Below are 23,715 nucleotides of genomic sequence, written 5' to 3' on the forward strand. Positions count from 1 at the left end.
ATCCTGGACTGTCACCTCTTCAGACCGTGCCCCGGGTGCGAACTCATCGCCCGCGGAGCGCGGGGCCCCGGAAATCCGTGTCCGTTTCCCGCCAGCCGTGGCCCGCGCGAACGCCTTTCATTGAACCCGTAAGCACTTACGGCGCAAGTCGCCGGATACCAGTACGGACACACAGAAGAGGCGCGAACGACATGTCTACTCTCACCGGCAAGAAGGCCCTCGTCACCGGCGGCAGCCGCGGCATGGGCGCGGCGATCGCGCTGCGCCTGGCACAGGGCGGCGCGGACGTCGCGATCACCTACGTGCAGAACGAGGCCGCGGCCAAGGAGATCGTGACGAAGATCGAGGCGATGGGCCGGCGCGGCTTCGCCATCAAGGCCGACGCGGCGGACGCCGGGGACGCCGTGGGCTCCGTGGAGCGGGCCGCCGACGACCTGGGCGGGCTCGACATCCTGGTGAACAACGCCGGGGTCGGGGTCCTCGGACCGATCGGCGACCTGTCGCTCGCCGATGTCGACCGGGTGCTCGACGTCAACGTCCGCGCGGTCTTCCTGGCCTCGCAGGCCGCGGCGGGCCTGCTGCGCGACGGCGGCCGCATCATCTCCACGGGCACCGCGCTCGGCCGTTACGCGGGCGGTCCCGGCGGCACGCTGTACGCGCTGAGCAAGACGGCGCTCACGGGCCTGACCAAGTCCCTGGCACGGGAGCTCGGCGGGCGCGGCATCACCGTGAACCTGGTGCACCCGGGTCCGATCGACACGGACATGAACCCGGCCGACGGCCCCTTCGCCGAACCGCAGAAGGCGAACACGGCGCTCGGCCGCTTCGGGTCCGCGGACGAGGTGGCCTCCCTGGTCGCCTACCTCTGCGGCCCGGACGCCGGATACGTCACGGGCGGTGAACTCGTCGTGGACGGCGGCCACTCGGCCTGACGTTCCAGGGCATGGATGCGGGGCGCACCGAGGCTGTCCACCCGGTGCGCCCCACGTTCAGCGGGGGCGGATCAGCCGCCCAGCTCCTGGTGGCGGGCCGCCAGCTTGGCCGCGCCGTCCTCGGTCAGCGAACCGAACAGACGGAGCCGCGAGATGCCGCCGTCCGGGAAGATGTCGATGCGCACATGCGTGCCGACGACCGGCGCGTCGAGCACAAAACGGTGGTTGGTGTCGGGCTGCAGGCGGGTGCGCGGCAGCGCCTCGACCCACTCGCCGCTCTCTCCGTCGCGCACGGAGAGGGAGGCCCAACCGGCCGAATTGCCCTTCAGATACGCGGTGTCGATCTCGACGGCGCGGATCTCGGACTGCTGGACCAGCTGGTAGCGGATCCAGTCGTTGCCGTTGTCGCGGCGCCGGCGCGTCTCCCAGCCGTCGTCCATCTTGCGGGAGCGGCCCGGCTGGATGGTGTTGGTGGCCGGGGAGTAGAAGCGGTCGGACGCGTCCTCGACCTGGCCGCCGTTCTCCAGGGCGACGACGTCGAACGTGCCGAGCGCGGCGAGCCACTTGGGGTCGGCCGCGACCTCGCCGTACACGCGGAGGCGGGCGATGCCGCCGTCCGGGTGCTGGTTGACGCGCAGGTGCGTGAAGCGCTGCTCGACATCGACGGCGAAGCCGTTCGCCGCGTGTCCGCCAACCGGCGTGCGCGGTACGAGAGTCGTCCACTTCACGTCGTCGCCGAGGAGCTCCTCGGGGGTGGGCGAACCCTCGACGCTGGTGGCCTCGACGGACACGGCCTGCGGGTAGTTGCCGCGGAAGTGGGCGGTGTCGACGACGATGCCGCGGATGACGCCCGGCGCGCCGAGGCGGACCAGCGCCCAGTCGTGGTCGTCCGCGGTGGGCCACGGGTGCTCCCCCGAGACGCCGCGCCGACGGCGGGTCTCCCACCCGTCCATGACCTTGCCCTTGTGCCCGAAGTGCTCCGGGTCGAAGACGGCGTCGTGCGGGAGCAGCAGGTTCTCGCGCATCGCGAAGAACTCGTCGTTGGCGGCGATCACACCGGCGCCGAGCTGCCGGTCGGCGAGGTTGGCGTACTGGGTGAAGGGGAAGTCGGCCGTGCGGTAGTCGGCAAAGGGCTCGCCGCCGCCGTAGGGGCTCGCGTCGCCGGTGAAGGAAGCCAAAGGAGATATATGCTGCGCCGTCACTGTTTCAGTTGTTCCTTTCCAGAAGTCGGCCTGCGGGTTCGCTGAACTCGCCGCCGTGCAGGATGCGTTCGCCGCGCAGCCAGGTGGACTTCACGACGCCGCTGAGGGTCTTGCCCGCGTACGCCGTGACCCGGTTCCGGTGCTGCAGCTCCGCGGGATCCACGGTGAAGGTCTCGTCGGGCGCGAGGACCGCGAAGTCGGCGTCGCGGCCGGCCTCGATGGCGCCCTTCTGGTCGAGTCCGACCAGTTCCGCGGTACGGGTGGACATCCACCGCACCACGTCCTCGAGGCCGTAGCCGCGCTTACGGGCCTCGGTCCAGACGGCGGGCAGGCTCAGCTGGAGCCCGGAGATGCCGCCCCACGCCGTCGCGAAGTCATCGGTCTTCAGATCGGCGGTCGAGGGAGAGTGATCCGTCACGACGCAGTCGATGGTGCCGTCGGCGAGGGCGGCCCACAGCAGGTCCTGGTTCCCCGCCTCCCTGATCGGCGGGCAGCACTTGAACTCGCTGGCCCCGTCCGGGACTTCCTCCGCGGTCAGGGTCAGATAGTGCGGGCAGGTCTCGACGGTCAGCCTGACGCCCTCGCGCTTGGCGGCGGCGACGAGCGGCAGGGCGTCGGAGGACGACAGGTGCAGGACGTGCACCCGTGCGCCGAGCCGTTTGGCGACGGCGATGAGCCCCTCGATCGCGGTGTCCTCGGAGATACGGGGGCGGGTCTCCAGGTAGTCCGCGTACTTGGGCCCGGTGTTGCTCGGGGCGGCGTCCAGCTCGTGCGGGTCCTCGGCGTGCACGATGAGCAGCCCGCCGAACCCGGCTATCTCGGCCATGGAGGCGGCGAGTTGGTCCTGGTCCAGCTCGGGAAACTCGTCGACACCCGAGGGCGAGAGGAAGCACTTGAAGCCGTAGACACCGGCGGCGTGCAGCGGCTTGAGGTCCTGCACGTTGCCGGGCAGGGCACCGCCCCAGAAGCCGACGTCGATATGGGCCTTGCTCCTGGCGACATCCTGCTTGGTCCGCAGATGGTCCACAGTCGTCGTCGGCGGCAGGGAGTTGAGCGGCATGTCGACGAGGGTCGTGATGCCACCGGCGGCCGCGGCGCGGGTGGCGGTCCAGAAGCCCTCCCACTCGGTGCGGCCGGGGTCGTTCACATGGACGTGCGTGTCGACGAGGCCGGGCAGCAGGACGTCGTCACCGAAGTCCTCGATGCGCGCGCCGGCCGGCACCTCGGCGTCGTACGCGCCGACGGCCACGATCTTCCCGCCGGAGACGGCGACCGACGCGGCGCGCGTGCCCTCCGGCGTGATGACGCGAGTCGAGCGAAGAACCAGCTCAGCGGCCACGTCCTGTTCCGACACCCGTGTCCCCTCTCTTCTGTTCCGCTTCACAGACCTTGTGTTTCCGCTTAACGGAATTCAACGTTCTGTTGAAGGAGTTTTCACGCTCGGCCGCGCGACGTCAAGGGTCGACTTCACCACCTCGACGTACTGGACGTTTCCACAACGTGGAATTAGAATTCCGCTTGCCAGAACGTAGCTATGCACAACCAGACCGTCAAGGGACCGCGGGACAACCCAGCGAAGACGCGGACAAAGACCCCCGTTAACCCCTCTGACCGGCGGAGACGCCGTGACGCGCAAGAGCCCTTGTGAAGAACCGCCCGGTAGGCTGCTTCCTTGCCCGCCAGCACCGAAAGGAACGCGCCGTGCCGACGTCCAGCGCCAGCGACGCATCTGCTGAAGTCGCCGCCACCAAAACCCCCGCCGCGAGCGGTGGGGTCCAGTCCCTCGAGCGCGCCTTCGACCTCCTTGAGCGGATGGCGGACGCCGGGGGCGAGGTCGGCCTCAGCGAACTCTCCGCCAGCAGCGGTCTGCCCCTGCCGACGATCCATCGCCTCATGCGTACGCTCGTCGCCTGCGGATACGTACGCCAACAGGCCAACCGCCGCTACTCCCTCGGCCCGCGCCTGATCCGCCTCGGCGAATCCGCGTCCCGGCTGCTCGGCACGTGGGCCCGGCCCTACCTCGCCCGGCTCGTCGAGGAGACCGGCGAGACGGCGAACATGGCGCTGCTCGACGGGGACGAGATCGTGTACGTCGCACAGGTGCCGTCCAAGCACTCCATGCGCATGTTCACCGAGGTCGGGCGGCGGGTCCTCCCCCACTCCACCGGCGTGGGCAAGGCCCTCCTCGCGCACACGCCGCCCGAGGAAGTCCGCGCGCTCCTCTCGCGCACCGGGATGCCCGCCGCCACGGAGAAGACGATCACCACGCCGGAAGGATTCCTCGACGCGCTCGAAGAGGTCCGCCGCACGGGGTACGCCGTCGACGACAACGAACAGGAAATCGGCGTCCGCTGCCTGGCCGTGCCGGTGCCCAACTCCCCCACCGCGGCGGCCATCTCCATCTCCGGCCCGGCCGGACGCGTCACGGAATCCGCCACGGACAAGATCGTCCCTGTGCTGCAGCAGGTGGCGGTGGAACTTTCCGCGGCGCTGGCCAGCGCGAGTCATCCCTGAGCGGACGCCCCTCCCACCCCACACCTCCCCCACCGGGCAAGCCCTGCCGCCCGGGCCTAGGCGCCTCCCCCGGTCCTACGCTTCCGTTCGCGTCCCCCGGCACCGTGAGCTGTGCCCACCCGCCCCGAGCTCACGCCTCCGTTCACGACCCCCGGCACCGTGAGCTGTGCCCACCCGTGCCGCCCAGCGGCACGATTGCCCACAGCGGCGCGGCCGACCACCTGCCACCAGCCCCCGGGCTGGGGTGGGTGGGGGAGGCGGCGGCACAACAGAACAGCCACCGGCCTGCACCGGAGCGGCATGGGGTGGGTGGGGGAGGCGGCGGTACAGCGGAGCGGTCACCGGCCAGTGCCGGGGCGGCACGGGACCGGGTGGGGAACGTGGCGGTACAGCGGAGCAGCCAGCGGCCAGTGCCGGGGCGGCATCGGGCGGGTGGGGAACGCGGCGGTGCGGCGGAGCGGCCACCAGCCTGCGCCGGGGCGGCGCGGGACGGGTGGGGAACGCGGCGGTGCGGCCACCAGCCTGCGCCGGGGCGGCAAGGGACGGGCGGGGAACGCGGTGGTGCGGCGGAGCGGCCAGTGCCGGGGCGGGATCGGGCGGGTGAGAGAGGCTCAGGTGCAGCGGAGCAGCCACCGGCCTGCACCGGGGCGGGATCGGGTGGGTGGGGAAGGCGGGGCGGCGTGCATACTCGCCCCCCCCGGGCCTGCGGGCGGGGGGGGGAAGCGGAGCAACCCCCACCGGCCCGCAGGCGCAAGCGCGCCGGAGGGGACGTGGGGGTATGTGCGCACGGAGCACCTTGACCCACCGTGACGGCACACACTGACCGAGGCACAAGCCACGGGATAGCGAGTACGCACATACCCCCGCGGCCCCGCCCCACAGACGAAGCAAAGGCGAAGGCACCTCAGCCCTCCACAGGCCCCAAGCGCCCGTCCACCATCCCCACCACCCGATCCGCCACCCCAAGCCGCGCCCGATCATGCGTGACCAGAACCGTCGCCGTCCCCCGCTCCCGGGTGAGCGACGCGAGAAGGTCCATCACCACGGCCCCCCGCTCATGGTCCAACGCACTGGTCGGCTCATCCACCAACAGCACCGCGGGCCCGTTCATCAAGGCCCGAGCGATCCCCACCCGCTGCCGCTGCCCACCCGACAGCTGATGCGGACGCCGCCCGGCCTCGCCGGAGAGGCCGACCGCGGACAGCAACTCCCGCGCCCGCTCCCGCACCTCCCGGCCACCCCGCAACCGCCCCCGCCCCTGCCCCCGCCCCGTATCCACCCGCGCCATCAGCTCCAACTGCTCCACCGCCGTCAACGAAGGCAACAGATTCGGCTGCTGGAACACGATCCCCATGCGCCGCCGCCGCAACTCCGCCTTCTCGGCCCGGCTCAACGCCCCCGTGTCCACGCCGTCCACGACCACCCGCCCCCGATCGGGCGTGACGAGCGTCGCCGCGACCGCGAGAAGGCTGGACTTCCCCGACCCCGAGGGCCCGACGACCGCGGTCATCGTCCCGGCGGGCACATCGAGCCCGACCCCGTCGAGCGCGGTGAGCCGCCCGTCCCCGTCGGGATAGGTCAACGTGACCTCTTCAACAACCAGCGACGACACACTCACGGACGGCACACTCACCGACGACGACACACTCACCTAGCACTCCCCAACGCAACCAACGGATCGACGGCGGTGATCCGCCGTACGGAAAGACCGGCCCCCACAACCCCCAGCACCACCATCACCACCGCGGGCCACAGCACGGTCGACGCCTCAAGGACGAACGGAACGTCGCTCCCGCCGATGAACCACCCCACCCCCACGGCGATCGCGGACCCGAGCCCCGTCCCGATGACGAGCATCACGACGGCCTGCCCCAACGCGTCCCGCAGGAGATACGGCGTGGAGGCCCCGAGCGCCTTCAGGACGGCGATGTCCGCCGCGCGCTGGATCGTCCACACCGTGAAGAACGCCCCTATCACCAGCGCGGAGATGACGAAGAGGAACCCGCGCATCAGCTGCAGCGACCCGTTCTCGGCCTGGTAGGACCCGATCGCGTCGAGCGCACCGTCCAGGGACGTCGTCCGGGTCCCGGCCGCCGCGTCCCCGGCGCCGAGGTCGACCCCGTCGCCGGTCCGCAGCGCGATCACCGTGGCCTGCTCGTCCATGGACGTACCGCGGTTCCCGAGCGCCTGCCAGTCGTCGAGGGTGATCCATACGACGGGCGTATGGCTGTACGAGGCGTCGGACGCGATCCGCGCGACGCGTTCCTCGACGCCGCTCGCCCCGAGCCGGACGCGGTCGCCGACGCCGACGCCGAGATCGGCGGCGGCCTGCTCGGAGAGCACCGCGTCGCCGGCCGCGATGCCGTCGGGGGCGATCCCGGAGGCGGGCTCGACGCCGAAGGCGGAGACCGCGCCGGACCGCTTGCCCGCGGTGGCGTTGAGCGTGCTGATCCCGACGGGCTGCGCGGAGGTCACACCGGGGCGTGCGGCCCACTTCTCCCAGGACCGCTGTTCCACCAGCGAGTTGGTGAAGGAGACGGACTGCCCGTCGGGCGGCGCGGCGAAGGCGAGGTGGTCGGCGGGCAGGCCGGTGATCGCCGAGGTGTTCTCCCTGGCGAGCCCCGCGGTCAGCCCGGACAGCAGGCCGACGAGCAGGGTGATCAGCACGACGACGGCTCCCATCAGGGCGAACCGCCCCTTGGCGAACCGTAGGTCTCTCCATGCGACGAACATGCCCCCACCCTGCGGCCGGGCCCGCCCGCAGGGCATCGCGCCACAGCACGCTTCACCCGAATCGAAGGAGGGAGCCGTCTTTCAAACTTTCGGTTGACGGCGCGGAAGGGCTCCGGCCCTACGGTGAAGACTTGGCCCGCACTCCGCGGGCCCGCCGGGCTCCGCACCCCGACAAGGGCAGGCCCCGGGCACCCCCGCATACGCTGGAAGCATCATGACCCGCCCCCGAACCCCGGCCGCCCAAGACGCCCGCCGCACCCCGACGCCCGTCCCCCGCGCCCTGCGCCTGTGCCTCCACGCCCTCCTCGCGGGCCTCCTGGCGCTGCCCGTGGTCAAGGCGCTGACGGGCGGCGGCGACGGCGGCGCGCCGACGCATCCCGCCGGTGTCGGCGCGGCGGCGCTCCTGATGGCCGCCGTGTACACGGCGGGCACGCTGAGCCCGCCGGTCGCCCGTTCGCGGCGTGCCGCCGCCGTGTGGCTCGCGGCGCTGGGCGCGAGCTGGCTCGTGCTGCTCACGCTGTCCCCGGAGGGACTGTGGGCGGCGTTCCCGCTGTACTTCCTCCAGCTCCACCTGCTGCCGATCCGCTGGGCGCTGCCCGCGGTGCTCGGCACGGCCGTCGCGGCCATCGCGAGTTTCCTGGTGCACAGCGCGCAGGTCACTCCGGGGAGCTTCATAGGTCCGCTGCTCGGTGCCGCCGTGGCGGTGGTCACGGTGCTCGGGTACGAGGCGCTGTACCGCGAGAGCGAACGCCGCCGCGAGCTGATCGACGAGCTGGTGGCCACGCGCGCCGAACTCGCCGAGGCCGAGCGCACCGCGGGCACGCTGGCCGAGCGCGAGCGGCTGGCGCGGGAGATCCACGACACGCTGGCGCAGGGGCTCTCCTCGATCCAGCTGCTGCTGCGGGCGGCGCAGCGCGGCCTGCCCGCGGGCTCCCCCGCGGCCCCGCACATCGAGCAGGCGCGCACCGCGGCGCAGGACAACCTCGCCGAGGCCCGCCGTTTCGTGCGCGCGCTGACGCCGCCGGACCTGGAGCACGGTTCGCTGGCCGGGGCCCTGGAGCGGCTGAGCACGTCGAGCCCGGGCCCGCGGGTCCGCTTCTCGCTGAGCGGCACGCCGACCGAGCTGCCCACGCCGTACGAGGTGGCGCTCCTGCGCGTGGCGCAGTCGGCGCTCGCGAACACGGTGCGGCACGCGGCGGCCGACCGCGCGGAGATCACGCTGACGTTCATGGACGCCTCCGTGACGCTGGACGTGGTGGACGACGGCCGCGGCTTCGACCCCGCGGCATGGCCGGAGCCGGCGGCGCCGCGCGGCGAGGGCGGCTTCGGGCTTCCCGCGATGCGCTCGCGCGCCCGCTCGCTGGGCGGCACGTTCACGGTCGAGTCGGCCGCGGGGCAGGGCACGGCGGTGGCGATCTCGCTGCCGCTGCCCGCGCGTACCCGGGAGGCCGCCGCGTGACGCGGGACGCCACGAAGGTCCGGCTGCTGCTTGCCGACGACCACCCGGTCGTACGGGCCGGTCTGCGGGCCGTCCTCGACGCGGAGCCGGACTTCGAGATCGTCGCGGAGGCGGCGACGGCGGAGGCCGCGGTGGAGCGGGCCGCCGCCGACGGTGTCGACGTGGTCCTCATGGACCTGCAGTTCGGTGCCGGGATGCACGGGGCGGCGGCGACGGCGGCGATCACCGCGCGCGAGGGGGCGCCGCGGGTCCTGGTGCTCACGACGTACGACACGGACGCGGACATCCTCGCGGCGGTGGAGGCGGGCGCGGCCGGTTATCTCCTCAAGGACGCGCCGCCGGAGGAGCTGGCCACGGCGGTCCGTACGGCGGCGTCGGGGCGTTCGGCGCTCGCGCCCGCGATCGCGCACCGGCTGATGGACCGGATGCGGGCGCCCGCCGAGGCGCTCAGCCGCCGGGAGCTCGAGGTGCTCCGCCTGGTGCGGGACGGTCTGTCGAACCAGCAGATCAGCAAGGAGCTGTTCCTGAGCCAGGCGACGGTGAAGTCCCATCTGGTGCACATCTACGCGAAGTTGGGCGTGGACTCGCGTACGTCCGCGGTGGCGGCGGCGACGTCGCGCGGCCTGATCAGACGGGGCGCGTGACCGTCGCGGGGCCGTGCTCGCAGCGCCCCGCCCAGACCCCCGCGTTCACCGCCCGACCAGGGTGAAGTCCTGCGCCGTGACCCGGCGCAGCGCCCTGCGCAGGCCCTTCGGCACGGTCGGGGCGGGCACCGTGAGGACGGCGCAGCCCGCGTGTGCCGTGACGTGGCGGTGGATCCTGGTGGCGCGGCGGCGGCCGGGCCGCGCGCCGAGGACGACGAGGTCGTCCGGGCGGTCCGCGATGCGGCACAGGGCGCGGCCGGGGCGGTCCCTGACGACCAGGCGCCGGGTGCCGATCCCGGGCGGCGGGCCGCCGAAGACCTCGTCGAAGGCGCGGTCGATGCGGGCCCGTGCCTCGGCCTCCCAGTGCAGCGCCCATTCCCGGTCGGGGTGGCGCAGATAGAGCGCCTCGCCCTCCGGCGGCTCCCAGGCGATGACCGCGAGGAGTTCCCGGCCGCCGCGCCGCGCTTCCCCGGCAGCCGCCCGCAGCGCCGCGAGGCTCGCGAGCGACCCGCTCACCCCGACGATCACGCGTCCGTCCGTGCCGCCCATGCCGTCCATCGGTGTTCCTCCCAGGCCAAAGAAGCCGGTTCAAGGTGCCTGGAGAGGAGTCTGTAGGCTGATTGGCCTGGAGAGCAGGGCCAATACGAGGGAGTTGGCATGGCAGAAGCGCGTGTGGTCCACGCGGTGGACAGGAGGCTCGGCAGCCGTCAGCTCGCCGCGCTGCTGCACGGCGCCGCGGGCGAGCACCCCGGCTACCGTGCGCTGGCCCACGGCGTGCGCACCCTGCTGCTCGACGGCCGGGTCCCGCTGCACACCCGGCTGCCCGCCGAGCGCGAGCTGGCCACGGCCCTCGCGGTCAGCCGGGCCACCGTCACGGCGGCGTACGACGTGCTGCGCGAGGGCGGCTACGCGCGCAGCCGGCGCGGCGCGGGCACCTGGACCGAGCTGCCCGAGGGGCAGCGTCCGGCCAGCGTGGCGGCGTTCCCCGCGGGCGACGGGGTGCTCGATCTCGCGGTGGCCGCGCCCGGCGCCCCGGAGCCCGAGCTGACCGCGGCGCTCGGCGCGGCGGCCGCGATGCTGGCGGAGCACGCGCCGACGCCCGGCTACCACCCGTACGGGATCCCGGAGTTGAGGGCGGCCGTCGCCGAGCGTTTCACGCGGCGCGGGCTGCCCACGCTGCCGGACCAGATCCTGATCACCACGGGCGCGCAGCACGCGCTGTCCCTGACGCTCTCGCTCCTCGGCAGGCCGGGCGACCGGGTCCTGGTGGAGAACCCGTCGTACCCGAACGCCCTGGACGCGATCCGCGGCGCGGGGCTTCGTGCGGTGCCCGTGCCGGTCTCGGAGGACGGCTGGGACAGCGGTCTGGTCGAGTCGTCGCTGCGGCAGGCCGCGCCCCGCCTCGCGTATCTCGTGCCGGACTTCCAGAATCCGACGGGCAATCTGATGCCGCGCGAGCAGCGGGTGCGCATCCTGGAGACGGCCCGCGCCACGGGCACCTGGCTGCTGATCGACGAGACGATCGCCGACATCGCGCTCGACGGGCCGCCGCCCGCGCCGTTCGCCTCGCTCGCGCCGCACGGCGCGGGTGAACAGGTGGTCACCGTGGGCTCGTTGAGCAAGTCGCACTGGGGCGGGCTGCGGATCGGCTGGGTGCGGGCCGGGTCGCGTCTTGTCACCGAGCTGGCGATGAAGCGCGTGCCGAGCGACATGGCGACGCCCGTGATCGAGCAGCTGGTGGCGCTGCATCTGCTGCGCGGCATGGGCGACGTGCTGCGCGAACGGCTGCCGCGGCTGCGGGCCCAGCGGGACGCGCTCGCCGCGTCGCTGGCCCGTCATCTCCCGGAGTGGCGCTGGCAGGTGCCGCCCGGCGGGCTCTCGCTCTGGGTGGATCTGGGCCGCCCGGTCGCGTCGGCGCTGGCCCGTGCCGCCCTCGACCACGGCGTACGCATCGAGGGCGGCTCGCGCTTCGGCGCGGACCCGGGCACGCACGAGCACCGGCTGCGGGTCCCCTACACGCTCTCCGCCGATCTGCTCGAACAGGCGGCGCAGCGGCTCGCGGCGGCCCTGGCCGGTGATCTGCGGTCACCGAACGTCGATCAGGCCCGTCGCAACTGGGTGGCCTGAAAGCGCCGGGCCCGGGCCCGGCGGCCGGTTCACCGGTCGCCGAACATCTCCACGGCGCCCCGCACCCCGGCGAGTCCCGCCGCCAGCGCGCTCACCGAGCCGATCGCCCCCGCGACGAGCAGCAGCGACCTGCGCATCCTGAGGACTTCCGGGGTGCCGCCGCGGGCCATCTCGGCGAGGGCGGCGAGTTCGTCCTCGGCGATCCCCCGGTCGGCGAACTCCACCGGGTGTGCGGCGAGTTCACGGCGCAGCCGGGTCACGGCGGTGTACAGCTCCGCCACCCGTGGATCCTCGCCGCCGCCTGTCACTCGTCTCTGCCCCACGCTCCGCAACACAGCTCTCCCCCTCGCACGCCGTCGTGCGCGTATCTCTCGTACTGGTCTTCCACCGACCCGCCCGGCGCTGGTCAGGCGCCGCGGGGTCGCGGGCCAGTAAACGCCACCCGGCAAGGGATGCGCCAGTTTCCGGCCGTTGTCGCGGGCCGCGCCGGAGGGCGTCTGCGGTGTATGCAGGAGTCATGACGAGAGAGACGAAGGAGTCCGCCTCCGGGGACGGCGGGGCCGACGGGGCCGGTGAGGTCGTCGGGCTGCTGCTCGCCGCGGGCGGCGGGCGCAGGCTCGGCGGGCGGCCGAAGGCGCTGCTCCCGCACCGGGGGCGGCCGCTGGTGGAGCACGCGGTGGGGGTGCTCCGCGCGGCGGGCTGTGCGCGGGTGCATGTGGTGCTCGGGGCGGCCGCCGACGACGTCCGCGCGAGGGCCGAGCTGCCCGGCTGTGTCCTGGTCGACAATCCGGACTGGGCGGAGGGCATGGGCTCGTCGCTGCGGGCGGGCCTAGCGTCGCTGCGGGACTCGGGCGCGGCGGCCGCGCTCGTCTCGCTGGTGGACCAGCCGGGGATCGGCGCGCGGGCGACGGCACGGGTGCGGGCGGCGTACCGCTCGCCGTCGACGCTCGCGGCCGCCGCGTACGACGGGCAGCGCGGCCATCCGGTCCTGTTCGGCTCCGCGCACTGGGCCGGGATCGCGGCGAGCGCGACCGGGGACCGGGGAGCGCGCGCCTACCTGAAGGAGCATGCGGCCGGGCTCACTCTGGTCGAGTGCGGGGACGTGGCGCGGGCAGACGACATAGACACCGTCGAGGACCTGATCCACTTGGAGTGACCGCGATGGCACTCAGCGACATGTTCTGTCGACGAAGAGAATCTCGACGTCAACAAACCATTGAACTTCCACCATGAGGAAACTAGTATCCACTGACCAGAAGGCCCGTTACCTCGGACGGGGCCCCGCAGCCGTACCTCGGCCCCTGTGGCACCCAGTGCCACTGCGTCTGCCCGGCGGCTCGCCCGGCACCGTCCGTGCAGCTCTCTGAAGGAAGTGACAGCTCATGTCCGCACTAGCGCCGTCGCCGCTGGCCATCGTCGACGCAGAGCCCCTGCCCCGGCAGGAAGAGGTGCTCACCGACGCGGCCCTCGCCTTTGTGGCCGAGCTGCACCGGCTGTTCACGCCGCGGCGTGACGAGCTCCTCGCCCGCCGCGCCGAGCGCCGCGCGGAGATCGCCCGTACGTCGACCCTCGACTTCCTGCCCGAGACGGCGGCGATCCGCGCCGACGACTCGTGGCGGGTCGCCCCCGCGCCCGCCGCGCTGAACGACCGCCGGGTGGAGATCACGGGCCCCACCGACCGCAAGATGACCATCAACGCCCTGAACTCGGGCGCCAGGGTCTGGCTCGCCGACTTCGAGGACGCCTCCGCGCCCACCTGGGAGAACGTGGTCCTCGGCCAGCTCAACCTCACCGACGCCTATGAGCGCCGCATCGACTTCACCGACGAGCGCACCGGCAAGTCGTACGCCCTCAAGGACGCCGGTGAGCTCGCCACGGTCGTCATGCGTCCGCGCGGCTGGCACCTGGACGAGCGCCACCTGCAGCTGGAAGGCCGCCCGGTCCCCGGCGCGCTCGTCGACTTCGGCCTGTACTTCTTCCACAACGCCAAGCGCCTCATCGAGCTGGGCAAGGGCCCGTACTTCTACCTGCCGAAGACGGAGTCGTACCTGGAGGCGCGCCTCTGGAACGACATCTTCGTCTTCGCCCAGGACTACGTCGGCATCCCGCAGGGCACGGTCCGCGCGACCGTCCTGATCGAGACGATCACCGCCGCGTACCAGATGGACGAGATCCTCTACGAGCTGCGCGACCACGCCTCCGGCCTGAACGCGGGCCGCTGGGACTACCTCTTCTCCATCGTCAAGAACTTCCGCGACGGCGGCTCGAAGTTCGTCCTGCCGGACCGCAACCTCGTCACGATGACCGCCCCGTTCATGCGGGCGTACACCGAACTCCTCGTCCGCACCTGCCACAAGCGCGGCGCGCACGCGATCGGCGGCATGGCCGCGTTCATCCCGTCCCGCAAGGACGCGGAGGTCAACAAGGTCGCGTTCGAGAAGGTCAAGAACGACAAGGACCGCGAGGCGGGCGACGGCTTCGACGGCTCCTGGGTCGCCCACCCGGACCTCGTCCCGATCGCCATGAAGTCCTTCGACGCGGTGCTCGGCGAGAAGCCGAACCAGAAGGACCGGCTCCGCGAGGACGTGAGCGTCGCCGCCGGTGACCTCATCGCCATCGACTCGCTCGACGCGAAGCCCACCTACGACGGCCTCGTCAACGCCGTCCAGGTCGGCATCCGCTACATCGAGGCGTGGCTGCGCGGCCTCGGCGCCGTCGCCATCTTCAACCTCATGGAGGACGCGGCCACCGCGGAGATCTCGCGCTCGCAGATCTGGCAGTGGATCAACGCGGGCGTCGTCTTCGAGACGGGCCAGACCGCCACGGCCGACCTGGCCCGTGAGGTCGCCGCCGCCGAACTGGCCGCGATCCGCGCCGAGATCGGCGACGAGGCGTTCGCCGCGGGCAAGTGGCAGCAGGCCCACGACCTCCTCCTCCAGGTCTCCCTGGACGCGGACTACGCGGACTTCCTGACACTCCCGGCGTACGAGCAGCTGCGCTGACCCGTTCCTCCCGTACGTTCCGTACGCTCCCCGCTCCGCCCCCGGCACCGCACAGCGCCGGGGGCGCAGTCGTGCGGTGCCGCCGTGGGGCGTTCCCCGGTCCCCGCCACGGTTCAGTCCTTGCTCTCGGCGGTCAGGTGTCTCGACCAGTCCTGTTCGGCCGCAGGCTTTCCGTGCAGGTCGGGGACCCGCTTCAGCCAGGCGGGGCGCCCCGCCTCGGTGGCCCTGGCCCGGCGGGCGTCCTCCGTGGCCAGCTGGGAGCGCGAGGGGAAGTCGGTGGGGAGCCAGGCCGCGGAGGTGCGCGCGCGGGCGGTGAGGTAGGTGACGTACGCGTCCCTGAGCGCGTCGGGGGTGTCGTGGCCCGGCTCGGGGGTGAGCCAGGCGTCGGGGACCTCCGCGACGATCTCCCGCAGGAGTTCCGCCGTCACGAGCGGGGCGAGCGCGGCGTCGGCGGCCCGGGTGTCGGGGCCGTAGCCGCCGAGGGCGTGGTGGCGGAAGTCGTACGCCTTGTCGGGCGGGGTCGCGCCCCAGCGGTGGTGGAAGACGAGGGCCGCGCCGTGGTCGATGAGCCAGAGCCGGGGCGGCCGGGTGCCGAACGTGGGCCAGATCATCAGGTTCGAACTGTGCACCGTGCGGTCGACGTTCGCCGTGAGGGCGTCGAGCCAGACGATCTTGCCCGCCTCCAGCGGGTCGACGTCGATCGCCTCGGGCGTGAAGTCCTGCGCGCCCGGCAGGAAGTCCATGCCGAGGTTGAGTCCCGCGCTGGCGTGCAGCAGGTCCTGGACCTCCTGGTGCGGTTCGTCGGCGGCGACCGCCGGGTCGAAGTGCACGAGGACCAGTTCCGGGAAGCGCAGGCCGAGGCGGCGCGCGAGTTCGCCGACGACGATCTCGGCGACCAGGGCCTTGCGGCCCTGTGCGGAGCCGGTGAACTTCACGACGTACGTGCCGAGGTCGTCGGCCTCGACGACACCGGGCACCGAACCGCCCTGACGCAGCGGGGTGACATAGCGGGTGGCCCTGACTTCGCGCAGCATCCGGCCAGGCTATGCGGTGCCGCCCCGCGCGCAGCAAACGACTTCACTATTCGGTGTTGCCAAGTACCGGTAGTCAGCGTTACGGTGTACCAGTAGTCAATGTCGCTGAGTAGGTGAGGGTGCCCATGGGGAAGCAGACAACGGAGATGCTCAAGGGCATCCTGGAAGGCATCGTCCTTGAGGTCCTGTCCGCACGGCCGACCTACGGCTACGAGATCACCGCGTGGCTGCGGGAACAGGGTTTCTCGGACATCTCCGAGGGAACCGTGTACGCGTTGCTGGTCCGAGTGGAGAAGCACGGCCTGGTCGACGTGGAGAAGGTGCCGTCGGAGAAGGGGCCGCCGCGCAAGGTGTACTCCCTGAACGCGAAGGGACGGGAGTACCTCGACGAGTTCTGGAGGACATGGAGCTTCCTCTCAGAACGACTGGAACAGCTCCATGAAGGAGGCAGATGACCATGTCCGACGCGGAAGAAACCGGCTTGCTCTCGAAGGTTATTGGACCGAAGAAGCGGTGGTGGGCGTACAAGGCGCGCGTCAAGCAGCTTCCCGAGAGCCATCGCGCGGCCGTCGACGCCATCGAGCGGTACCTGATGCTCTTCGTGCCGGCGGACGGCGACAGCGCGTCGGCGGCCTTCGAGGACCTTGCGGATCTGTTCGAGCAGGCCGCGGTGGAGGGCACGTCGGTCCGTGATGTCGTCGGAGACGACCCCGTGGAGTTCGTCTCGGTGTTCGCCCAGAACTACAGCAGGGGCGGATACATCCCCGACCGGGAGCGGGAGCGGCTGATAAAGGCCCTCGACCGCGCCGCGGCGGAGGACGAGGGCCGGGGCGGCAAGACCCTGTAACCACGTAGGAGGAGGTGGAGATGCTGCGGGGCGTGGACTTCGACGCGACGCGGGGCAGCATCTTCGCTCCGAACGACTCGACAAGACCCGGTGGGCGCCCTCGCGGCGCGCCCCGGAGGGTCCGCGGAGGACGCAGACGCGGCCCGCGGCCCGGTCGCCGGTGCGCGACACACTCCCCGCGTCCGGGACCCCGATGAATCCAGGGGCACCCTCGCGCAGCGCGCCGTCCCCGGCACGACCTCATCGACTACAGCGACATCCGCCGCACTCGGGCCCGGTCCCTGCAGAACCGTTCCCGACTCACTTACTTCCCCACATCACTTCGACTTTCGAAACGGGAGGCCCCCATGCCTTCGTCTGACATGCCCACATCCAATAAGGGCGGCCGTGACACGTCGCAGACCGCGATCTCCGCCATCGGTCTGCGCAAGGCGTACGGCGACAAGACGGTGCTCGACGGCATCGACATCCGCATCCCGGCCGGCACCGTGTACGCGCTGCTCGGCCCGAACGGTGCCGGCAAGACCACCGCCGTCAAGATCCTCTCGACGCTCATCAACGCCGACGCGGGCGAGATGCAGATCAACGGCCACACCCTCGCCACCGACCCGCAGGCCGTGCGCGCCGCGATCGGTGTCACCGGACAGTTCTCCGCCGTCGACGGTCTGATCACCGGCGAGGAGAACATGCTCCTCATGGCGGACCTGCACCACCTGTCCAAGAGCGAGGGGCAGCGCGTCACCGCCGAACTCCTGGAGCGGTTCGACCTGGTGGACGCCGCGAAGAAGCCCGCCTCCACCTACTCGGGCGGTATGAAGCGCCGCCTCGACATCGCCATGACCCTGGTCGGCAGCCCGCGGGTGATCTTCCTCGACGAGCCGACCACCGGCCTCGACCCGCGCGCCCGCCACAACATGTGGGGCATCATCCGCGAACTCGTCACGGGCGGCGTCACCGTCTTCCTCACCACCCAGTACCTGGACGAGGCCGACGAACTCGCCGACCACATCGCGGTCCTCAACGACGGCAAGATCGCCGCCGAGGGCACCTCCGAGGAGCTCAAGCGGCTCATCCCCGGCGGGCACGTCCGGCTCCGCTTCACCGACCCGGCCGCCTACCAGTTCGCCGCCCTCGCGCTGACCGAGGTCACCACGGACGACGAGGCCCTGGTCCTGACGATCCCCAGCAGCGGCAGCCAGCGTGAGCTGCGCTCCATCCTCGACTGGCTGGACTCCACCGGCATCGAGGCCGACGAGCTCAGCATGCACACCCCCGACCTGGACGACGTGTTCTTCGCGCTGACCGGCCCCGACGTACCCAACCAGTCCAAGGAGAACGCCCGATGAGCTCCCTCGCCCTCGCGGTACGCGACTCGAACACGATGCTGCGCCGCAATCTGCTGCACGCGTGGCGCTACCCGTCGGGAACGCTGAACCTGCTGCTCACGCCGATCATGATGCTGCTGCTCTTCGTCTACATCTTCGGTGACGTGATGAGCTCGGGCATCGGCGGCGGCGGTGCCACCCGCTCCGACTACATCGCCTATGTCGTTCCCGGCCTGCTCCTGATGACCATCGGCAGCACCGTGATCGGCGCCGCGGTGTACATGTCGATGGACATGACCGAGGGCCTCATCGCCCGCTTCCGCACGATGGCGATCTACCGCGGCTCGCTGCTCGTCGGGCACGTCATCGGCAGTGTGCTGCAGTCGGTCCTGAGCGTGATCCTCGTCGGCGCCGTCGGCGTCGCGATCGGCTTCCGCTCCACCGACGCCAGCGCCCTGGAGTGGCTGGCGGCGTTCGGCCTGATCGTGCTCTTCGCCCTCGCGCTCACCTGGATCGCGATCGGCATGGGCCTGGCCAGCCCGAACCCCGAGGCGGCCAGCAACAGCGCGATGCCGCTGATCCTGCTGCCCCTCATCTCCAGCGCCTTCATCCCCGCCGAGACGATGCCGGGCTGGTTCCAGCCGATCGCCGAGTACCAGCCGTTCACCCCGGCCATCGAGACCCTGCGCGGCCTGCTCCTCGGCACCGAGATCGGCAACAACGGGTGGATCGCCATCGCTTGGTGCGTCGGCCTCATCGCGCTCGGCTACCGCTGGTCCACGGCGCAGTTCAACCGCGCCCTCCAGTAAGAGGGCCGACCGCGCGCACCGCGACCCGGCTTACCAAAAAGCCCGTGTGCACTCCTTCTTCCGGAGTGCACACGGGCTGTTGGCCGTGGCGGTCACCTCGTCGGCGTCACCCCTGCGAGGGCGGGCCGAACCAGGTGGTGAGGGCGGTCGTGAGCGCGGCGGTGCCGGGCGCGCCGCCCGCGGCCGCCCAGGCAACATGGCCGTCGGGGCGGATGAGGAGCGCGGCGGGTGCGTCGACCTCGCCGACGCCCGGGACGATCCAGTGGTCGTCCTCGCTGCGCGCCCGGACGAAGTCGACGCGGTCGGACCAGCCTTCGGCCACCGCGGCCACCTCGGCGATGCCGCGCAGATCGAGCAGTACGGGGCGGCCCGCGTGCAGCAGTGCGTAGACGTACGAGGCGCCGTCGGGCGTCTTCAGGTCGGCGTCGGGGACCCGGCGGCCCGCGAGCGGGTGGTCGCCGTCGGCCGGGTAGCGGATGTCCAGCGCGGTGAGCATGCTGCGCAGGTGCCGGTTGACGTCGTCGAACACGATGAGCGAGGTGAACACGTCGCGCAGCGCGTCCGCTTGGGGGCCAGGACGGGCCAGGGCCGACTGCGCCCGGGTGTTGTGCAGCACCCGCTCCGCGACGGGGTGGCGCTCGGCGTGATAGCTGTCCAGCAGGCTCTCCGGCGCCCGGCCGCGCACCACGGAGGCGAGCTTCCAGCCGAGGTTGACCGCGTCCTGCACGCCCATGTTCAGGCCCTGCCCGCCGGCCGGGAAGTGGATGTGTGCCGCGTCGCCCGCGAGCAGCACCCGGCCCTGCCGGTAGCGGTCGGCCTGGCGCGCGGCGTCGCTGAACCGGGAGACGCCCCGGGGGCTGCGCATGCCGTAGTCGGTGCCCGCGAGCCTGACGAGCGACTCCCTGAGCTGCTCGGACGTCACGGGTTCGGCGCGGTCCACGACACGGTCGTACTCGAAGGTGATCAGCCGGTGCCAGCCCGCCTCGAAGGCGATCGCCGAATAGTCGCCGGTCGGGCGGCGGCGCCACCAGATGTAGTCCTCGGGCAGATCGGGGAGTTCGACGTCGCCGATCATCGCGGTCATCGTCGCCGGGGTGCCGGGGAAGCCGATGCCCGCGAGCTTGCGGACCGCGCTGCGTCCGCCGTCGCAGCCCACGAGGTAGCGGGCGCGCAGCGTTTCGGGGGCGGCTTCCGCCGCCCCCAGTTCGACCGTCACGCCGGACTCGTCCTGGCTGATCCCGGTCACCTCGGAGGACCAGCGCACCCGTACGCCGAGTTCGTCGGCCCACTCCTCGAGCAGCCGCTCGATGGCGGACTGCAGGATCATCAGCGGGTAGGGGTGCCGGGACTCGGACTCGTCGAAGTCCAGCCTGAGTCCGGAGAAGTGGCCCACCGGCTGCAGTTCGCCGACCGCGAGGAAGCGGTCGAGGATGCCGCGCTGGTCGAGCACCTCCAGGGTGCGGGAGTGCATCCCGCCGGCCCGCGACTCGCCCGTCCGTTCGGCGAGCCGCTCGACCACCACCACGTCGACGCCCGCGAGCCGCAGCTCGCAGGCGAGCATCAGACCCGTCGGCCCGGCACCCGCGATGACCACGTCCGTGTCCCCGCGGGTGTGCCCCACGTCGTTCCCCGTCACTCCACTGCCCCTCTGCCATCGTTGGATCACGTTCACGTTCACGCGCATGTCCACGTTCACGGAAGCGGGGCGCGGCGCCGGCGGTGGCTTCAGCCGATGCCGCGGCGCCCGCGTCGGCGACGGACAGCGCTCAGAGGACTTCGCCTTCCCTCGTCCTCCTGCGCAGGCTCGGCCTGCTGGACCGGGCGAGGTCCTGCCACACGTCGGACAGACCGGCGATGGTGCGCGCCGCGAACAGCGTGCGGATGGAGACCTCTTGGTTGAGCCCGGACCGGATCAGGCCGACCAGTCTGATCGCCCGCAGCGAGTTGCCGCCGAGGTCGAAGAAGTCCTCGTCGATGCCCACCGCACGGTCGAGTTCGAGTGCCTCGGCGATCGCCTCGGCCAGCACGCGCTCGGTGCGGTTGCGGGGTGCCCGGTACGTGCCGTCCTCGAAGGCGGGCTGCGGCAGCGCCGTCCTGTCCACCCTGCCGCCCGCCGTCAGCGGCAGGCGTTCCCTGACCATGAACACCGAAGGCACCATGATCTCCGGCAGGCGTGCGGCGGCGAACCGGCGCAGTTCCTCGGGCGCGAGGCTGTCCCCGTGGTCGCGGCCCTGTGCCGGGACCACGTAGGCCACGAGGCGCTGCTGCCCGGAGTCGTCGTTCCGTGCGACCACCACCGCGTGGGCGAGACCCGGATGCTCGGACAGCGCCTCTTCGATCTCGGACGACTCGACGCGGACACCGCGGATCTCCGCCTGGGCGTCGGCCCGGCCCACGAACTCCAGGCGCCCTTCGGCATCCCACCGCACCCGGTCCCCGGTGCGGTGCATGAGCCCGCCGTCGGGACCGAACGGGCAGGGCACGAACCGCTGGGCGGTCGGTCCGGGGCGTCCGGCGTAGCCGCGGGCCACACCGGGTCCTGCCACGTACAGCTCGCCGACCACGCCGACGGGCACCGGCGTCAGGCCCGGTCCCAGGACGTAGAGCGCGGTGTTGTCCATCGGGCGGCCGACCGTGCCCGGGGGCGGCACGGGCCGGTCCGCCGTCAGCCGGTGGGAGGCGGCGAACACGGTCGCTTCCGCCGGGCCGCGGCCGGTCACGACCGTCAGCTCGGGGCAGGCGTCGCGCACCCGTCGTACGGCGGCCGCGGACACCTGCTCGGCGCCGGTCCACACCTCGGTCAACCCGGCGAGGCGCTCGGGGTGTTGGGCCGCGATCGCCGAGAACCGGCCCGCGGGCAACCACACGGTGGAGATGTCGTACGCCCCGGTCAGCGCGTCGATGTCCAGGTCCGCCGAGGGCGCCACGACCACCCGGCCGCCGTTCAGGAGCGGCACCCACAGTTCGAGGGCGAGTCCGTCGGAGGTGGGCGGCGCATGCCACAGCACGGTGCCGCGGGCGCCCGTCTGCCAGGCGCGGTCCAGGACCAGCCGCTCCATGTTCCGGTGTGTCAGGGCGACTCCGGTGACCGCGCCGTCGGGTGCGGAGCCGTACGTCACGGCCAGCAGGTTGTCCGGGTGCGGCGGGACCGGGGTCTTGCGCGCACCGTCGGCGTCGGCTGCGGTGCCGGACGCGAGATCGTTGAACAGCAGTACTGGCACGGGCAGTTCGGCGGCGAGCGCCTCGGCCGTCGTCGCGTCGGTGAGCAGTGCGCGCACCGACGCGTCGGCGGCCGTCGACGTGATCCGCGCGACGGGGAACGCCGGGTCGACCGGCAGGTAGGCGCCGCCCGCCTTCGCCACTGCGAGCAGGGCGACGGCGAGGTCCACCGAGCGGGGCAGCGCGACCGCCACGACCGTCTCGGGTCCGACCTGGCGGTGTCGCAGCGCGTCGGCCACGCGGTTCGCGCGCTCGTCCAGCTCGCGGTACGAGACCTCGGAGTCGCCCGACACCAGCGCGACCGCGTCGGGGGTCCGCTCCACCTGGCGGGCGAACAGCTCCGGAACCGTCAGTTCCGGAACCATCGCCCGGGTGTCGTTCGGCGCCGTGAGCACCTGGTCGCGTCCGGCACCGCTCAGCACGTCGAGCGCGCCGACCGGCCGCTCACCGGCGTTCACCACGGCGTGGATGAAACTGATCAACTCCTCGCCGATGAAGCGCAGTTCGGCCCGGGAGTACAGGTGCGCGGGGGCGTCGAGCCGGATGAACATGTCGCTGTCGGCGCTTCCGTCTCCGTAGACGGCGACGGACAGTTCGTCGAAGGTGCCGCTCGTCGCGGCGATGAAACGCGCCGGTCTTTCCGCGAAGTGGAGTTGTTCCGCGAAGTCGACGACGTTCATGACGGCGCCGAAACTGCCGCGGTCGTCCAGGACGGTTCCGCTCGCGCGCTGGATGTCCGAGTAGTGACAGGCGGCGTGGTCGAAGATCTCGAACGTCTCGTCGCCCAGCGCGTCGGCGAGCTCGGCGACGGTGCCGTCCAGCGGCACCCTCGCCCGCACCGGCACGACGTTCACCGCGAGGCCGGGCGTCCTGCTGGCCACCCCGACCCGGTTGCCGACGGCCAGCGAGAGCAGGAACTCCGCACGGTCGCAGCGGTGCCTGAAGTACACCGCGGCGGCCGTGGTCAGCAGGGACGACATCCAGACGCCCAGGGACTTCGCGGTCTCGCCCCACGCGTCCGCTGCGGCGCGCGGCACGGTCAGCGTCCGGCTCACCATGCCGATGGAGCCCGCCACCTCCGACCAGCGGTCGGCGCCGCCCAGGGGCTCGGCGAGCGCGGCCCGCGCCGCGTCGGACAGGGCGACGCGCGGGACCTGCGCGGGCGCCGGCGCGGCCTTCAGATAGTCGCGCCAGAACTCGGTGTCGTCCGTGAACCGCTGGGAGGCGAGGTACTCCGTCGCCTCGGCCGCGAACGACTCGACGTCCCAGGGATGCGGCAGGTCCGGTACCGCCGAGCCCCGCACCAGCGCCGAGTACACCTCGGCGAGGCGGCGGGACAGCAGGCCGCCCACGCCGAAGCCGTCCGATATGAGGTGGTGGTAGGCGATCACCACGAGCGAGCGGTCCGCCGCGAGTCTGACCACGCCCAGGTGGATCAGCATGTCCTGTGCCAGGTCGAACGGCTGCCGCACCAGATCGGCCAGCGCCTCGCGCGCCGCCCCCTCGGGGTCGGCCGCGTCGGCGAGGTCCAGGAAGAACGGCCGCCAGTCCCCCAGTTGTCTGGGCACGAGCCGCAACTCGCCGCCTTCGTCGACGAAGTTGACGCGCAGCACTTCCGCCTCGCCGAGCACATGCCGGAACGCGGATTCCATGACTGCCGCGTCCAGCTCACCGTCCACGTCCCACAGGGCGAGGGCGTGGTTCAGGGTATCGGGAGACATTTTCTGTGCAAGCCACAGCCCTTTTTGCGCGGACGACGCATTGTACGAAGGCAAACGGATCAACCCCTTGGCAAAAAGGAGGAATTCGCGGAGCGCCTCTACCTTCACGGAGGCGGATCAGCCGGTCAAGGCAACGCCGACCCCGGA

20 protein-coding genes are annotated in these 23,715 nt (G+C 72.1%); 11 read left to right on the forward strand and 9 right to left on the reverse strand.

Going from position 1 to position 23,715, the window contains the following annotated elements; all coding sequences use genetic code 11:
* Nucleotides 1-191 precede the first annotated feature (191 nt).
* Complete coding sequence (locus ACFWZ2_RS31865; protein WP_384551553.1) at nt 192-932, forward strand: SDR family NAD(P)-dependent oxidoreductase; 741 nt, start codon at nt 192-194, stop codon at nt 930-932.
* 71 nt (nt 933-1,003) lie between these two features.
* On the opposite strand, the gene alc is transcribed toward ACFWZ2_RS31865, so the two are convergent.
* Nucleotides 1,004-2,134: an allantoicase gene (gene alc, locus ACFWZ2_RS31870; protein WP_384551555.1), complete on the reverse strand. Its 1,131-nt coding sequence runs from the start codon at nt 2,132-2,134 to the stop codon at nt 1,004-1,006.
* A 4-nt stretch (nt 2,135-2,138) separates the two neighbouring features.
* Nucleotides 2,139-3,488 (reverse strand): allantoinase AllB, encoded by a 1,350-nt coding sequence (gene allB, locus ACFWZ2_RS31875; RefSeq protein ID WP_384551557.1) that lies wholly within the window; start codon nt 3,486-3,488, stop codon nt 2,139-2,141.
* Nucleotides 3,489-3,835: 347 nt separating this feature from the next.
* Between allB and ACFWZ2_RS31880 the strand changes: the two genes are divergently transcribed.
* Nucleotides 3,836-4,648: an IclR family transcriptional regulator gene (locus tag ACFWZ2_RS31880; RefSeq protein ID WP_384551559.1), complete on the forward strand. Its 813-nt coding sequence runs from the start codon at nt 3,836-3,838 to the stop codon at nt 4,646-4,648.
* 904 nt (nt 4,649-5,552) lie between these two features.
* Here the strand turns inward: ACFWZ2_RS31880 and ACFWZ2_RS31885 are convergent.
* A complete protein-coding gene (locus tag ACFWZ2_RS31885) occupies nt 5,553-6,293 on the reverse strand; it encodes an ABC transporter ATP-binding protein (RefSeq protein WP_384551620.1) in 741 nt (246 codons plus the stop codon).
* Nucleotides 6,294-6,295: 2 nt separating this feature from the next.
* Entirely contained in the window at nt 6,296-7,381 is a 1,086-nt protein-coding gene (locus ACFWZ2_RS31890; protein WP_384551560.1) for an ABC transporter permease, read from the reverse strand.
* A gap of 214 nt (nt 7,382-7,595) precedes the next feature.
* Between ACFWZ2_RS31890 and ACFWZ2_RS31895 the strand changes: the two genes are divergently transcribed.
* Together ACFWZ2_RS31895 and ACFWZ2_RS31900 are read left to right on the forward strand one after the other, a co-directional pair.
* A complete protein-coding gene (locus ACFWZ2_RS31895) occupies nt 7,596-8,840 on the forward strand; it encodes a sensor histidine kinase (protein WP_384551561.1) in 1,245 nt (414 codons plus the stop codon).
* On the forward strand, nt 8,837-9,484 hold the full coding sequence (locus ACFWZ2_RS31900; RefSeq protein ID WP_384551563.1) for a response regulator: 648 nt from the start codon (nt 8,837-8,839) through the stop codon (nt 9,482-9,484). Before ACFWZ2_RS31895 ends, ACFWZ2_RS31900 begins: the two co-directional genes overlap by 4 nt.
* A gap of 45 nt (nt 9,485-9,529) precedes the next feature.
* On the opposite strand, the gene ACFWZ2_RS31905 is transcribed toward ACFWZ2_RS31900, so the two are convergent.
* The gene (locus ACFWZ2_RS31905; RefSeq protein WP_384551565.1) at nt 9,530-10,042 is read right to left on the reverse strand and encodes a universal stress protein; all 513 of its coding nucleotides are present in this window, start codon (nt 10,040-10,042) and stop codon (nt 9,530-9,532) included.
* A 99-nt stretch (nt 10,043-10,141) separates the two neighbouring features.
* On the opposite strand from ACFWZ2_RS31905, the gene ACFWZ2_RS31910 reads away from it, so the two are divergent.
* On the forward strand, nt 10,142-11,611 hold the full coding sequence (locus ACFWZ2_RS31910) for a PLP-dependent aminotransferase family protein (protein WP_384551567.1): 1,470 nt from the start codon (nt 10,142-10,144) through the stop codon (nt 11,609-11,611).
* A 29-nt stretch (nt 11,612-11,640) separates the two neighbouring features.
* Here ACFWZ2_RS31910 and ACFWZ2_RS31915 read toward each other — a convergent pair whose 3' ends face one another.
* Nucleotides 11,641-11,892: a DUF5955 family protein gene (locus ACFWZ2_RS31915; protein ID WP_384551569.1), complete on the reverse strand. Its 252-nt coding sequence runs from the start codon at nt 11,890-11,892 to the stop codon at nt 11,641-11,643.
* A gap of 236 nt (nt 11,893-12,128) precedes the next feature.
* On the opposite strand from ACFWZ2_RS31915, the gene ACFWZ2_RS31920 reads away from it, so the two are divergent.
* Together ACFWZ2_RS31920 and aceB are read left to right on the forward strand one after the other, a co-directional pair.
* Complete coding sequence (locus ACFWZ2_RS31920) at nt 12,129-12,767, forward strand: NTP transferase domain-containing protein (protein ID WP_384551571.1); 639 nt, start codon at nt 12,129-12,131, stop codon at nt 12,765-12,767.
* A gap of 226 nt (nt 12,768-12,993) precedes the next feature.
* Nucleotides 12,994-14,613 (forward strand): malate synthase A, encoded by a 1,620-nt coding sequence (gene aceB / locus ACFWZ2_RS31925; RefSeq protein ID WP_384551573.1) that lies wholly within the window; start codon nt 12,994-12,996, stop codon nt 14,611-14,613.
* A 113-nt stretch (nt 14,614-14,726) separates the two neighbouring features.
* On the opposite strand, the gene ACFWZ2_RS31930 is transcribed toward aceB, so the two are convergent.
* Nucleotides 14,727-15,647, reverse strand: a complete 921-nt coding sequence (locus ACFWZ2_RS31930) for a HipA family kinase (protein ID WP_384551574.1) — start codon at nt 15,645-15,647, stop codon at nt 14,727-14,729.
* A 125-nt stretch (nt 15,648-15,772) separates the two neighbouring features.
* Here ACFWZ2_RS31930 and ACFWZ2_RS31935 point away from each other — a divergent pair, with 125 nt between their 5' ends.
* From ACFWZ2_RS31935 to ACFWZ2_RS31950, 4 genes are all read left to right on the forward strand, one after another.
* Nucleotides 15,773-16,102 (forward strand): PadR family transcriptional regulator, encoded by a 330-nt coding sequence (locus tag ACFWZ2_RS31935; RefSeq protein WP_384551576.1) that lies wholly within the window; start codon nt 15,773-15,775, stop codon nt 16,100-16,102.
* A 2-nt stretch (nt 16,103-16,104) separates the two neighbouring features.
* Nucleotides 16,105-16,494 (forward strand): DUF1048 domain-containing protein, encoded by a 390-nt coding sequence (locus tag ACFWZ2_RS31940; RefSeq protein WP_384551578.1) that lies wholly within the window; start codon nt 16,105-16,107, stop codon nt 16,492-16,494.
* Between the two features lie 347 nt (nt 16,495-16,841).
* Nucleotides 16,842-17,840, forward strand: a complete 999-nt coding sequence (locus ACFWZ2_RS31945) for an ATP-binding cassette domain-containing protein (protein ID WP_384551580.1) — start codon at nt 16,842-16,844, stop codon at nt 17,838-17,840.
* The gene (locus ACFWZ2_RS31950; RefSeq protein ID WP_384551582.1) at nt 17,837-18,628 is read left to right on the forward strand and encodes an ABC transporter permease; all 792 of its coding nucleotides are present in this window, start codon (nt 17,837-17,839) and stop codon (nt 18,626-18,628) included. The genes ACFWZ2_RS31945 and ACFWZ2_RS31950 overlap by 4 nt, the downstream gene beginning before the upstream one ends.
* A 106-nt stretch (nt 18,629-18,734) precedes the next feature.
* On the opposite strand, the gene ACFWZ2_RS31955 is transcribed toward ACFWZ2_RS31950, so the two are convergent.
* A complete protein-coding gene (locus ACFWZ2_RS31955; protein WP_384551584.1) occupies nt 18,735-20,264 on the reverse strand; it encodes an FAD-dependent monooxygenase in 1,530 nt (509 codons plus the stop codon).
* 130 nt (nt 20,265-20,394) lie between these two features.
* Nucleotides 20,395-23,676, reverse strand: coding sequence for an amino acid adenylation domain-containing protein (locus ACFWZ2_RS31960; protein WP_384551586.1), 3,282 nt, complete (start codon nt 23,674-23,676; stop codon nt 20,395-20,397).
* Nucleotides 23,677-23,715 lie beyond the last annotated feature (39 nt).

Source organism: Streptomyces sp. NPDC059002 (genome assembly GCF_042740435.1).
GTDB lineage: Bacteria > Actinomycetota > Actinomycetes > Streptomycetales > Streptomycetaceae > Streptomyces.